Raw genomic sequence first — 12,089 nt, 5'->3', positions numbered from 1 at the left:
GGGAAGGCGACCGGCCGAGGTGGCCTGCGACGGCGGCATGCTGCCGCACGCGGGCGCCGCCGGGGCGAGGTTCAGAACCGCATGCCGGCCGAGCAGCCGCCGGCGGCCCCGCCGTTGGTCGCGGCGCCGCCGCAGCCGAGGATCCCGCAGCCGGACAGCGCGATGCTCGCGGCGACGATCAGCGCAGCGACCTTGCAACGCGACCGGCGTGACGGTTTCATCGGTCGTGTCCTCGTTCGCATGCGCAGGCGGCGGCGCGGCATCGCGTGGCGGCAAGCCGGGCGTCGTGTCGCGTCACCGGCATCGCGCGAGCAGCCCTTCCAGTGCGCGATCGGGGATGCCGCTCGCGCGCAGCGCGTCGACCGTGCGGCTCACGTAATCGAGCGTCGTGCCGTAGCGGCCGGCCGCGCAGCCGAACACTTCCTTCACGACGGGGTCGGACAGTTTGCCCGTATAGGCCGGTGCGTCTCGGCGCATCACGAACGCGAGCGCGTTCACGCGTTCGCCGTTCTCGAGCGAGCACGGCAGCCACGCGGGCCGGTACGAACCCATCGGCATCTCGCGCTTCCACAGCGTCTCGAGGTGCGGCTGCGCGGTCGGGCCCGCGAGCCGGAACGCGATGCCCGAGCACGAGCCGCCGCGATCGAGCGCGAGCACGAGGCCCGGGCGTTCGGGCGTGCCGCGGTTCACGCGCGACCACAGATAGAGCCCGCGATGGTAGCCGTGCACCTTGCCGCGCACGGCGGCGACGGTCGGCAATCCCGGGTTCCAGATCAGCGAGCCATAGCCGAACAGCCAGAGGTCCTGGCGGCCGTCCCAGTCGCGCATCGTGTGCGCGAGCGATGCCCCGAGCTCGTCGTCCGTCAGCAGCCGCCCGTCGCCGATCGACGGCGGGTAGGCGGACGGGAGCATCGCGGCGTTGCGCATCGTGCGGCCGGCTTACTGGTACGGGTTCGGGAAGCCCAGCTTCGCGAGGATGTCGACTTCGAGCGCTTCCATCTCGGTCGCGTCCTCGTCGCTCGTCTCGTGGTCGTAGCCCTGCGCGTGCAGCGCGCCGTGCACCAGCAGGTGTGCGTAGTGGGCCGCGAGCGGCTTGCCCTGGTCGTGCGCTTCCTTCTCGACGACCGGACAGCACAGCACGAGGTCGCCGATCACGGTGCCGTCGGGCGCCGCGTCGTACGCGAAGGTCAGCACGTTGGTCGGGTAGTCCTTGTGGCGGTAGCCGTCGTTCAGCGTGCGGCCTTCGTCTTCGCCGACGAAGCGCACGGTGAGCTGCGCGCTGGCGAACAGCGCCGGCTCGATCCATTCGGCGATCAGCTTGCGCTTGGGCAGCGTCTTGCGCACGTCGCTCGTGATCTCGTCGCCGTACTGCACGGACAGGTCGAGTTCCGGCTCGCGCAGTTCGTTTTCGATTTCGTCTTCGCGCGGCGCGAGTTCGGCGCCGACGTGCAGCGTCACGCTGTCGTAATGCTCGGGCTGCAGCGCGAGCTTCGCGCGCATCGCCGGATCGTTGTGCTGCGCGACGATCGCGACGGCCGCGTCGCCCGAGCTGCCCGACAGGTCGAACATCAGGCTGCGGCCGTCCGGGAAGTCGATCCGCAGCCCTTGCGCGTTGACGGTCCGGGCCTTGCCCTTCGCATCGAACAGCGAAAGACGGGGGGATTCGGGCGCGGCGGACTGGGCGCGCCCGGACTTGCGAGAACGGGAGGATTTCATGACGCGTGCGGCGATTTGGGACGCGTTGAGGATACACCAAATGGCCGATCGCACCCGAATTCGCACGGGCGAAAAAAAGCCCGGCGCGCCGTCTGGCGGGCCGGGCCGGCAGGCTGTGGCAGCGCGCGCGGGCGCCGCCGGGCGGTCAGCCGTCCTGGTGCTGCGCGTGGAATTCGTCGTATGCCTCGACGATGCGCGCGACGAGCGGATGGCGTACGACGTCCGCACTCGTGAAGCGCGTGAGCGCGATGCCGCGCACGCCGCCGAGCACCTGCTGCGCCTCGACGAGGCCGCTCTTGTGGCCGCGCGGCAGGTCGACCTGGCTCGTGTCGCCGGTCACGACCGCCTTCGAGCCGAAGCCGATCCGCGTGAGGAACATCTTCATCTGCTCGGGCGTCGTGTTCTGCGCCTCGTCGAGGATGATGAACGCGTGGTTCAGCGTGCGGCCGCGCATGTAGGCGAGCGGCGCGATCTCGATCATCTGGCGCTCGAACATCTTCGCGGTCTTGTCGAAGCCGAGCAGGTCGTACAGCGCGTCGTAGAGCGGGCGCAGGTACGGGTCGACCTTCTGCGCGAGGTCGCCCGGCAGGAAGCCGAGCCGTTCGCCGGCCTCGACGGCCGGGCGCGTCAGCACGATCCGCTTGACCTGGTCGCGCTCGAGCGCATCGACCGCACAGGCGACCGCGAGGTAGGTCTTGCCGGTGCCGGCCGGCCCGATGCCGAACGTCACGTCGTGCGACAGGATCTGCTTCAGGTATTCGCGCTGCGCGGGCGTGCGGCCGCGCAGGTCGGCGCGCCGCGTGTACAGCTTCGGCGCGGCTTCCTCGAGCGCTTCGTCGTCGAGGGGCCCGGCGGGTTCGTCGAACGGATGGTCGGGGTCGCCGCGAAAGCGCACGTCGATCGCGTCCTGGCGGCCGTTGCCGGCCGTGTGGCGCACTTCGACCAGCGCGAGCTGGATGTCGTCGACCGACAGCGGATCGCGCGCGCGGTTGTAGAAGTTGTCGAGCGCGGCGAGCGCGAGCTTGGCGCCGCGCCCGCGGATCGTGATCCGGTGGCCGCGTCGTGCGAGCGTGACGTCGAGCGCCTGTTCGATCTGCCGCAGGTTTTCGTCGAGCGGGCCGCAGAGATTGGCGAGGCGCGCGTTGTCGTCGCGCGGCGCGGTGAATTCCAGTGCTTGGACGGTCTTCAAAGTGGCGTCGGGCTCCTGTTGGACGTCAGTCAGTGAGTGGCCGCGCTCGCGTCGTCGCTGACGAGCACGAGCTCGCCGCGTAGCGAATGCGGATACGCATGGTTGATCTTCACGTCGATCATCTGGCCGATCAGGCGCGGGTGCGACGCGAGCGGCGCCGGGAAATTCACGACCCGGTTGTTCTCGGTGCGGCCCGCGAGTTCGTTCGGGTCCTTGCGCGACGGGCCCTCGACGAGGATCCGTTCGATCTTCCCGACCATCGACTGGCTGATGCGTGCGACGTTCTCCTCGATGGTCGCCTGCAGATGTTGCAGGCGTTTGAGCTTGACCTCACGCGGCGTGTCGTCGTGCAGGTTCGCGGCCGGCGTGCCGGGGCGCGGGCTGTAGATGAACGAGAAGCTCGTGTCGTAGCTCATGTCGTGCACGAGCGCCATCATCTTGTCGAAATCCTCCTCGGTCTCGCCGGGGAAGCCGACGATCATGTCGGTCGACAGCGACAGGTCGGGGCGGATCGCGCGCAGCTTGCGGATCACCGACTTGTATTCGAGCACCGTGTAGCCGCGCTTCATCGCCATCAGGATGCGGTCGGAGCCGTGCTGGACCGGCAGGTGCAGGTGGTTCACGAGCTTCGGCACTTTCGCGTAGGTGTCGATCAGCCGTTGCGTGAATTCCTTCGGGTGCGACGTCGTGTAGCGGATCCGCTCGATGCCGGGGATGTCGGCGACGTATTCGATCAGCGTCGCGAAATCGGCGATCTCGGATGCGCCGGCCGTCAGTGCGCCACGATAGGCGTTCACGTTCTGGCCGAGCAGCGTGACTTCGCGCACGCCCTGGTCGGCGAGGCCGGCCACTTCGGTCAGCACGTCGTCGAGCGGGCGCGATACTTCGTCGCCGCGCGTGTACGGCACCACGCAGTAGCTGCAGTACTTCGAGCAGCCTTCCATGATCGACACGAACGCGCTCGGCCCCTCGACGCGCGCGGGCGGCAGGTGGTCGAACTTCTCGATTTCGGGAAACGTGATGTCGACCTGCGCGCGGCCGCTCGCGCGGCGCGCGTCGATCATCTGCGGCAGGCGGTGCAGCGTTTGCGGGCCGAACACGAGATCGACGTACGGCGCGCGCGACACGATCGAAGCGCCTTCCTGGCTCGCGACGCAGCCGCCAACGCCGATCAGCAGGCCGGGCTTCGCTTCCTTCAGCTCGCGCACGCGGCCGAGATCGGAGAACACCTTCTCCTGCGCCTTTTCACGCACCGAGCACGTGTTGAACAGGATGATGTCCGCATCTTCCGGCGTATCGGTCTTTTCGAGGCCTTCGGCCGCATTGAGCACGTCCACCATCTTGTCCGAGTCGTACTCGTTCATCTGGCAGCCGAAGGTCTTTACGTAAACTTTCTTGGTCATGGGGATTCGCCGTTCGCAGTGGTTGACCTGGGGGCGTCGTCAAGGGTGAATCGGGACGGCACGCATGGTGCCCATGCCGCGGCCGCGTGGCGGGCCGGGCGCGCGCAGCGCGCATCAAGCATGAAAAGCCGTCGGGAAAGCCTTTCATTATAGCTTTTCACGCCGCTCCGGACGGGCACCGGGTTGCGGTCGCGCGACGCCGATCGTCGGGTTCCGACCCCTGGGCGGCGGTGCGCCGGCCGTCAGCGGCACGCGTTCAGCAGGTCGTCGAGCGCGGCTTCCTCGTGCGCGAAGCGTTCGGCGAGAAAGTCGAGCAGCACGCGCACGCGCGGCGCCATGTAGCGCTTGCCGTGATAGATCGCATGCAGCGGCGCGTCCTGGTGCCGCCAGTCGGGCAGCAGCACGCGCAGCCGGCCCGCGCGGACGTCGTCGGCAATGTCCCATAGCGATTTCAGCGCAATGCCGTGGCCGCGCAGCGTCCATTCGCGCGTGAGGCCGCCGTCGTTGGTCTCGAACGCGGTCGACACCGGCACCGTATGGATCTGCACCTCGTCGCCACGCGTGAAATGCCAGGTGTTCATCGGCCCCGACGCGATCGTGATCACGTTGCACGGAAAGCGGGCCAGATCGTGTGGATCGGCCGGCATGCCGTGGCGTTCGACGAACGACGGCGCCGCGCACAGCACGCGCCGGTTCGTCGCGAGCCGGCGTGCGATCAGCGCGCCGTCGGGCGGCGCGGCGAAGCGGATCGCGAGGTCGATCTCGTCCTGCCACAGGTTCGACGACGAATCGGACGCCGTCAGCGAGAACGTGACGTCCGGATGGCGCGTCGTGAATTCGTCGAGCCAGTCGAGCAACTGGTTGCGGCCGAAATCGGACGTCGACGACAGCCGCACCTTGCCGCTGACGACGTTGCGGCCTTCCTGCAGCATCGCGTCGGCGTCGTCGAGCGCCTGCAGCGCCTGCCGGCAGCAGTTCAGGTACAACCGGCCTTCGTCGGTGAGCCGCAACTGCCGCGTCGTGCGTTCGAACAGCCGCGTCGCGATCTTCGCCTCGAGCTTCGCGAGGCGCGCGCTCGCGGCGGCCGGCGTGAGGTTCAGCTTGCGCCCGGCAGCGGACAGGCTGCCCAGTTCCGCCGCCTCGACGAACAGCCGGATATCGCCCAGTCGGTCCATTCGATTTTCCAGAAATTTTTGAAAATGGTTCAAATGCCACGCCAATTATCAAATGCAGGCGTGTTCGGGACAATGCGCGCACATCTCGCTTCTTGTGCGGTGCGGCACCGACCGGGCGCCGCGTCCGCCGCCTTCCGGAGAACGTCATGCCCATTCCGTTACTGGCGCTCGCGATCAGCGCCTTCGCCATCGGCACCACCGAATTCATCATCATGGGCCTGCTGCCCGAAGTCGCGCACGACCTCGCCGTGTCGCTGCCGTCGGCCGGCCTGCTCGTCACGGGCTACGCGCTCGGCGTCGCGGTCGGCGCGCCGCTCCTCGCGGTGCTGACGAGCCGCATGCCGCGCAAGGCCGCGCTGCAGTTGCTGATGGCGATCTTCATCGTCGGCAACGTGCTGTGCGCCACCGCGTCCGGCTACGCGATGCTGATGGTCGCGCGCGTCGTCACGTCGTTCGCGCACGGGTCGTTCTTCGGGATCGGCGCGGTGGTCGCCGCGTCGCTCGTGCCGGCCGACAAGCGCGCGAGCGCGATCGCGCTGATGTTCACGGGGCTCACGCTGTCGAACGTGCTCGGCGTGCCGTTCGGCACGTTCGTCGGCCAGTTGCTCGGCTGGCGCGCATCGTTCTGGATCGTCGCCGCGCTCGGCGTGCTGGCGCTCGGCGGCGTCGCCGCGCTCGTGCCGAACCGCCACGACAGCGGGCCGGTCGGCCTGGGCCACGAAGTGCGCGTGCTGAAGGAGCCGCAGGTGTGGCTCGCGCTGCTGATGACCGTGCTCGGCTTCGGCGGCGTGTTCGTCGTGTTCACGTATATCGCGCCGATTCTCGAGACCGTGTCGGGCTACTCGCCGCGCGCGGTCGCGCTGATCCTCGTGCTGTTCGGCGCGGGGCTGACGATCGGCAACACGCTCGGCGGCAAGCTCGCCGACCGCGCGCTGATGCCGTCGTTGATCGCGATCCTCGTCGCACTGATGGCCGTGATGGCCGTGTTCGCGAAGACGAGCCACCTGCCGGTCGCGGCCGCCGTCACCGTGTTCGTGTGGGGGATCGCCGCGTTCGCGACGGTGCCGCCGCTGCAGGCGCGGGTGGTCGAGAAGGCCGCGAGCGCGCCGCATCTCGCATCGACGCTGAATATCGGCGCGTTCAACGTCGGCAATGCGGGCGGCGCATGGCTCGGCGGCCTTGCGCTGGAGCACGGTTTCGCGCTCGATGCGCTGCCGTGGGTCGCCGTCGCGGTGACGTTCGCGGCGCTCGTCGTCACGTGGCTCGCGATGCGGTTCGATGCGCGCGGCCCGGCACGCGGCGCGGCGCCGGCAGCGCAATGAGCGGCGCCATGGCGACGTCATGGCAGCAGGAAAAGGTTCGCGAGAAACGCATTTCTCCGCGATGCTGATAACGGTGTGAAGATAACTTCGTTTGCCCGCGCCAGACCGGGTGATAGCGTCTCGATACGCGCCATTGCTGGCGCAACGCGATTCCGATCCCGGCTTACCCCCTACGCAGGGCCGCACAGCGGCCCGGAGGCAATGCTATGTCTTCATCCCTGGCGCTCGTGCGCGACGTGTCTTCCTTCGAGTCCGGCAACGCCGCCGAAGCGCGGGCGTCCGCGTCGCTCGATGTCCTCGAACAGGTCGTCGGCGTGAACCTCGCGCGGTTGCGCGCCGAGCGGCAGCTGTCGCTCGACGCGCTCGCGCGGCTGTCCGGCGTGTCGCGCGCGATGCTCGCGCAGATCGAGTCGGCGCGCAGCGTGCCGTCGATCAAGGTGCTCTGCAAGATTGCCGCGGCGCTGAAGGTGTCGGTCGCCGCCTTCCTGCGCCGCCATGCGGTGAACGGCTTCGAGCACCTGGCGGCGGAGCGTGCGTCGCGCGTCGTCAGCTCGAACGGCCGCTTCTCGGCGCGCGCGCTGTACCCGGAAGGCGAGCCGGCCGCGGCCGAGTTCCACGAGCTGCGGATCGCACCGCTGCATACGGAGCCTGGCGCGCGTCGCGCGCCCGGCACGACGGTCAATCTCGTCGTCAGCGAGGGCACGCTCGAAGTCAGCGTGCATGACCGTCGCCAGTTGCTCGCGACCGGCGACGCGATCGTGTTCGATGCCGACCAGCCGTACAGCCTGCGCAATCCGGGCGACAGCGAGGTACGCGCGTTCCGCGTGACGGTGAGCCCTGAAGTGCCGCCGCGCTGGCTCGTGCCGGACGCGGCGCACGCGGCCGGCTGACCGCGTGCGCCCCGCACGGAACGGCCGCTTTCCCCGTATCGGGCGGGAATCGGCGGGATCGCGGTCCGGCCGTCGGCCGTTTGGACGATGCCGTTAGACGGCGTCGTCAGTAAGGTTTTAGGTGTGGTTCGCTGCGCCGCGCGCGCAGCTGTTGTATGCTTGGCCCGCCGGCGATGGGCAGCCCCCATCCGGCAATCAGTGCGTCTTCAGGGCGGGGCGAAATTCCCCACCGGCGGTAGGCTGGCGTAAGCCGGCGAGCCCGCGAGCGCCCGCGCATCCGCGCGGGGTCAGCAGATCTGGTCGAATGCCAGAGCCGACGGTTACAGTCCGGATGAGAGAAGATGTGCAGATAGTCATGTCCGTCAGGGCCGCTTCGCTATGCGTGCGAAGCGGGTTGTCGTTCTGTCTGTTTGCAATGCCCTGAAACGTTTTTCGCCCACATCGTATTTGCGAGGAGCGTTTCACATGTCCTTGATGTCCGTTTCGTCGGCACCCGCCGATGCCTTTGCCGATCTCCCGTTGCTGGATTCCGAACCGGTGCCGCCGCGCATCGCCGCTGCGCTCGATGCAATGCGCGCCGGCCGTGCGGTCGTGCTGCAGGATGATCACGACCGCGAGAACGAGGCCGACCTGATCGTCGCCGCCGAGCGCATCACGCCCGAGACGATGGCACTCCTGATTCGCGAGTGCAGCGGCATCGTATGCCTGTGCCTGACCGACGACACGGTGCGCGCGCTCGAGCTGCCGCCGATGGTGCAGACCAACGAGAGCCGCAACGGCACCGCGTTTACCGTATCGATCGAGGCGCGCGAAGGCGTGCATACGGGCGTATCGGCGGCCGATCGCGTGACGACGATCCGCGCGGCGATCGCCGACGGCGCGAAGCCGCACGACATCGTGCGCCCCGGCCACGTGTTTCCGTTGCGTGCGCAACCGGGTGGCGTGCTTGCCCGCCGCGGTCACACCGAAGGCACGGTCGACCTGTCGATCCTCGCCGGCCTGAAGCCTGCCGGCGTGCTGTGCGAACTGATGAATCCGGACGGCACGATGACGCGCGGCGACGACGTCGAGCGTTTCGCACGACAGCACGGGCTGCCGATGCTGACGATCGCGGAACTCGTCGAATTCCGCGAGGCGCTGGCGGCCGCGCGCGAACGCTGCTGCGAACCGGCCTGAGCGACGAGCAAGCGGGTGCGTTCGCGCGCCCGCAGTACGGCGTGCGTGAATCGGCGCACGCCGGATTGAATGACCGTCAGGACTGCACGTCGCCGAATTCGCCGCGCATGCCGGCTTCGACGAGTAACGGCAGTTCGTCCATCCTGCGCATGATCCGCGTGATGCCCATCGCGCGCAGCGCGTCCGCGTAGTTGTCGGGGATGTGGCTCGCGCCGACGAACGCGATCGTTTTCATCCCCGCCGCGCGTGCGGCATTCAGCCCCGACACGCTGTCCTCGACGACGATGCAGCGCGCCGGCGTGATGCCGAGCGTTTGCGCCGCATGCAGGTAGACGTCGGGGTAGGGCTTCGGCCGCGACACCTGCTCGGAACTGAACACGCGCTCGCCGAAGATTTCGGTGAGCGATGCGCGCTTCAGCGAGCTGCGCACGCGTGCGAGCCGGCTGTTCGACACGACGGCCGCCGGCAGGCTGACCTTCAGCAGTGCGTCGCGCACGCCGGTGATCGGCGCGAGCGATTGCGCCAGCGCGATCTCGATGTTGTGCTCGATGGTCTCGATGAAGTTGGCGGGCATCTCGACCCCGAAGCGGGATTCGAGCCCGGCGAGGAAGCGCGACGTCTGCTGGCCGAACGCCGTCTTCGCGGCGGCTTCGAAATCGATGTTCGGGAACGTGGTGGACAGCGTATCGAGCAGCACGCGGTCGGCGATGACTTCGCTGTCGACGAGCACGCCGTCGCAGTCGCAGATGAGGTGATCGAGCATGATGGTGAAGAAGCGGGGTGTCGGCGACGCCGATCAATGCGTCATCATACGTGCTTTCACCCGCGCGCCGCGCGACGTTTCGGCAAATTTGCCCGATGCCGCCGCGCCGCCGCAGCCTGTCGTACCGATGTGCCGCCGATTGCGCCCGGGCTCCGCCGGCCGGTCGTGCGACGGCGGTGGCCCGCTTGCACGCGCCGCCGCCGTTTGCGTTACATCTCGATCACGCGCCCCGTTTTCCACGACGTCATCGCGGCCTCGGCCAGCTCGAGCGCGGCGAGCCCGTCGTCGATCGTCGTCCTGACCGGCGTGCCGTCGCGCAGCGCGTCGACGAAGTGTGCGATCTCGGCCGCGTACGCATGCCGGTAGCGTTCGAGGAAGAACGGCTCCGGCACGTCCGTCGCGATGCCGCTTGCGAGCCACGCGCTCACTTCGGTCGGCCGCACGTTGCCGGCCTGCAGCATCCCGTTGCTGCCGAGCAGCTCGAAGCGCTGGTCGTAGCCGTAGGCGGCGCGCCGCGACGTGTTGATCTGGCACAGCAGCCCGCGCCGCGTGCGGATCGTCACGGCGGTCGAATCGATGTCGCCCGCGTCGAGCACGGCCGGATCGGTCAGGCAGCTGCCGGTCGCGTGCAGCGTCTGCGCTTCGTCGCCGAGGATCCAGCGGAACACGTCGAAATCGTGGATCAGCATGTCCTTGAAGATGCCGCCCGAGCTTCGGAGATAGTCGACGGGCGGTGCACCCGGGTCGCGGCTCGTGACGACCAGCATTTCCGGTGTGCCGATCTCGCCGCGCTCGACGCGCGCCTTCAGCGCGGCGAACGTGGGATCGAAGCGGCGCTGGAAGCCGATCATGCAGGTCACGCGGTTGCGCCGGACGACCTCCGCGCATTCGCGAGAGCGCTCGACGGTCAGGTCGACCGGCTTCTCGCAGAACACGGCCTTGCCCGCGTTCGCCGCGGCGACGATCAGGTCGGCGTGCGTGTCGGTGCTCGACGCGATCACGACCGCCTGCACGGCCGCATCGCCGAGCGCGCGTTCGATGTCGGCGACCTGCGCACCGTGCGTGCGTGCGAGCGCGTCGGCCGACGGCGCATGCCGGTCGATCACGTATTTCAGCTTCGCGCCCGGGTGGCGCGCCAGATTGGCCGCATGGATCTTGCCGATTCTTCCGGCACCGAACAAAGCGAATTCGATCATCCTGCTCTCCTGTTGACTCCGTTGTCTTCCGATAGGGCGCGGCACGCGTCGGCCGCGGCCCCGCGTTGCACGTCAAAACGAATGGTTGATGCCGATGTTCGCGCCGGTCTGCGAACGGCCCGGCAGCGGATTCGCGAGATTGTCGTTGTCCGTGCCGGGGTTGTTGTTCGCGACCGAGAAATTCGATCCGCTTGCGTTGCGCACATGCGCGACGGTCGCGTAGAGCAGCGTGCGCTTCGACAGGCTGTATGCGGCGCCGAGCGCGAACATCGATGCGTGGCCGGACGGATCGTGGGTCGCATCGCCTGCGCCCGATCCGACGTGCACGTAGTACGCGGCACCGCCGAGCGCGAGCGCGGGCGTCACGCGATACTGCGCGCCGACCCAGTAGTGATCCGCATTGCGCGCGAGGCCGGCGGGCGTGTCGGGCGCGTTCAGGTGCGTGTACGCGGCCTGCAAGGTCAGCGCGCGCCAATAGAGGTTCGCGCCGGCGAAGACTTCGCGCGAACTCGTGAACACGTTGCTCATCCGGCCGTTCGCGTCGCGCAGTTCGTCATACATCGCACGCAGCATCACGAAGTCGTTGCGGTACGTGAGCTGGATCCCGTCGCTGCGGCCGAACTCGTTTGCCGCGCTGAGATTGAAGCCGCCGGCCTGGTTGCCGAGCGCGTACTGCGCATGCACGTTGAAACCGTTCCACGACGGCGACCGGTATTCGATGTTGTTGCTGGTGATCGGCACGTTGCGGCTGCGCACCAGCGCGGTCGCCGAATACGCCTGCTGCAGCAGCGGGTCCATGTCCCACTGGTCGTTCGCGATGAACAGGTTGCGGCCGAACGTCAGCGTGCCGATGCGGTCGTTGCGCACGCCGACGAGCGCCTTGCGGCTGAACAGGCGGCCGTTGCCTTCGCCTGCCGTGCCCGACATCAGGTTGGTGCCCGATTCGAGGTTGAAGATCACGCGATAGCCGCCGCCGATGTCTTCCTGGCCGAGCAGCCCGAACCGGCTCGCGCCCCAGTCGCTGCTTTGCGCACGCAGCCGCGACGCGGTGGTGCCGTTGCCGGTCTGCACCTGGCTCACGTAATCGAGGCCCGCGTCGGCGACGCCATACAGCGTGATCGACGTCTGGGCAAAAGCGCCAGAATAACAGAGGATTCCTGAGCAGATGAGTGCGGATAGCGCGATTCGTTTCATGTCGTCTCCAAACCGATTGTCGTTTTCTTGTGGGTTGCCTGATTACCTGCTTGCCTGCGTCGCAT

The 12,089-nt window shown here is 68.2% G+C and carries 12 protein-coding genes and 1 riboswitch; of the genes, 3 read left to right on the top strand and 9 right to left on the bottom strand.

Annotated features, from left to right (window positions below; genetic code table 11):
* Window positions 1–71 precede the first annotated feature (71 nt).
* The 6 genes from CUJ89_RS38275 to CUJ89_RS14975 all read right to left on the bottom strand — a co-directional run bounded on the left by CUJ89_RS38275 (window position 72) and on the right by CUJ89_RS14975 (window position 5,483).
* The gene (locus CUJ89_RS38275) at window positions 72–221 is read right to left on the bottom strand and encodes a hypothetical protein (protein WP_201752247.1); all 150 of its coding nucleotides are present in this window, start codon (window positions 219–221) and stop codon (window positions 72–74) included.
* Window positions 222–294: 73 nt separating this feature from the next.
* Entirely contained in the window at window positions 295–927 is a 633-nt protein-coding gene (locus tag CUJ89_RS14995) for a gamma-glutamylcyclotransferase (RefSeq protein WP_114178001.1), read from the bottom strand.
* 12 nt (window positions 928–939) lie between these two features.
* Window positions 940–1,716, bottom strand: coding sequence for an rRNA maturation RNase YbeY (gene ybeY / locus CUJ89_RS14990; RefSeq protein WP_114178000.1), 777 nt, complete (start codon window positions 1,714–1,716; stop codon window positions 940–942).
* Between the two features lie 145 nt (window positions 1,717–1,861).
* A complete protein-coding gene (locus tag CUJ89_RS14985; RefSeq protein ID WP_114177999.1) occupies window positions 1,862–2,905 on the bottom strand; it encodes a PhoH family protein in 1,044 nt (347 codons plus the stop codon).
* Between the two features lie 29 nt (window positions 2,906–2,934).
* Window positions 2,935–4,308 carry a tRNA (N6-isopentenyl adenosine(37)-C2)-methylthiotransferase MiaB gene (miaB, locus tag CUJ89_RS14980; RefSeq protein ID WP_114177998.1) on the bottom strand — a complete coding sequence of 458 codons (1,374 nt, stop codon included), beginning with the start codon at window positions 4,306–4,308 and terminating at the stop codon, window positions 2,935–2,937.
* Window positions 4,309–4,550: 242 nt separating this feature from the next.
* A complete protein-coding gene (locus CUJ89_RS14975; protein ID WP_114177997.1) occupies window positions 4,551–5,483 on the bottom strand; it encodes a LysR family transcriptional regulator in 933 nt (310 codons plus the stop codon).
* A gap of 146 nt (window positions 5,484–5,629) precedes the next feature.
* Here CUJ89_RS14975 and CUJ89_RS14970 point away from each other — a divergent pair, with 146 nt between their 5' ends.
* The 3 genes from CUJ89_RS14970 (at window position 5,630) to ribB (ending at window position 8,871) form a co-directional block, all read left to right on the top strand.
* Window positions 5,630–6,805, top strand: coding sequence for an MFS transporter (locus tag CUJ89_RS14970; RefSeq protein ID WP_114177996.1), 1,176 nt, complete (start codon window positions 5,630–5,632; stop codon window positions 6,803–6,805).
* Window positions 6,806–7,011: 206 nt separating this feature from the next.
* Window positions 7,012–7,695 carry a helix-turn-helix domain-containing protein gene (locus CUJ89_RS14965; RefSeq protein WP_114177995.1) on the top strand — a complete coding sequence of 228 codons (684 nt, stop codon included), beginning with the start codon at window positions 7,012–7,014 and terminating at the stop codon, window positions 7,693–7,695.
* A gap of 198 nt (window positions 7,696–7,893) precedes the next feature.
* A riboswitch (FMN riboswitch) is annotated at window positions 7,894–8,042 on the top strand.
* Window positions 8,043–8,160: 118 nt separating this feature from the next.
* On the top strand, window positions 8,161–8,871 hold the full coding sequence (gene ribB / locus CUJ89_RS14960; RefSeq protein ID WP_114177994.1) for a 3,4-dihydroxy-2-butanone-4-phosphate synthase: 711 nt from the start codon (window positions 8,161–8,163) through the stop codon (window positions 8,869–8,871).
* Between the two features lie 76 nt (window positions 8,872–8,947).
* Here ribB and CUJ89_RS14955 read toward each other — a convergent pair whose 3' ends face one another.
* The 3 genes from CUJ89_RS14955 to CUJ89_RS14945 form a co-directional block, all read right to left on the bottom strand.
* Window positions 8,948–9,634: an HAD family hydrolase gene (locus tag CUJ89_RS14955; RefSeq protein WP_114177993.1), complete on the bottom strand. Its 687-nt coding sequence runs from the start codon at window positions 9,632–9,634 to the stop codon at window positions 8,948–8,950.
* A gap of 209 nt (window positions 9,635–9,843) precedes the next feature.
* On the bottom strand, window positions 9,844–10,830 hold the full coding sequence (iolG, locus tag CUJ89_RS14950; RefSeq protein ID WP_114177992.1) for an inositol 2-dehydrogenase: 987 nt from the start codon (window positions 10,828–10,830) through the stop codon (window positions 9,844–9,846).
* A 72-nt stretch (window positions 10,831–10,902) separates the two neighbouring features.
* Window positions 10,903–12,024: a porin gene (locus tag CUJ89_RS14945; RefSeq protein ID WP_114177991.1), complete on the bottom strand. Its 1,122-nt coding sequence runs from the start codon at window positions 12,022–12,024 to the stop codon at window positions 10,903–10,905.
* Between the last annotated feature and the right edge of the window lie 65 nt (window positions 12,025–12,089).

This window comes from Burkholderia pyrrocinia, from assembly GCF_003330765.1.
In the GTDB taxonomy this organism is placed as follows: Bacteria; Pseudomonadota; Gammaproteobacteria; order Burkholderiales; family Burkholderiaceae; genus Burkholderia; species Burkholderia pyrrocinia_B.
The sequence above is the reverse complement of the archived record's forward strand: the minus strand, read 5'-3'. Positions and strand labels throughout refer to the sequence as shown.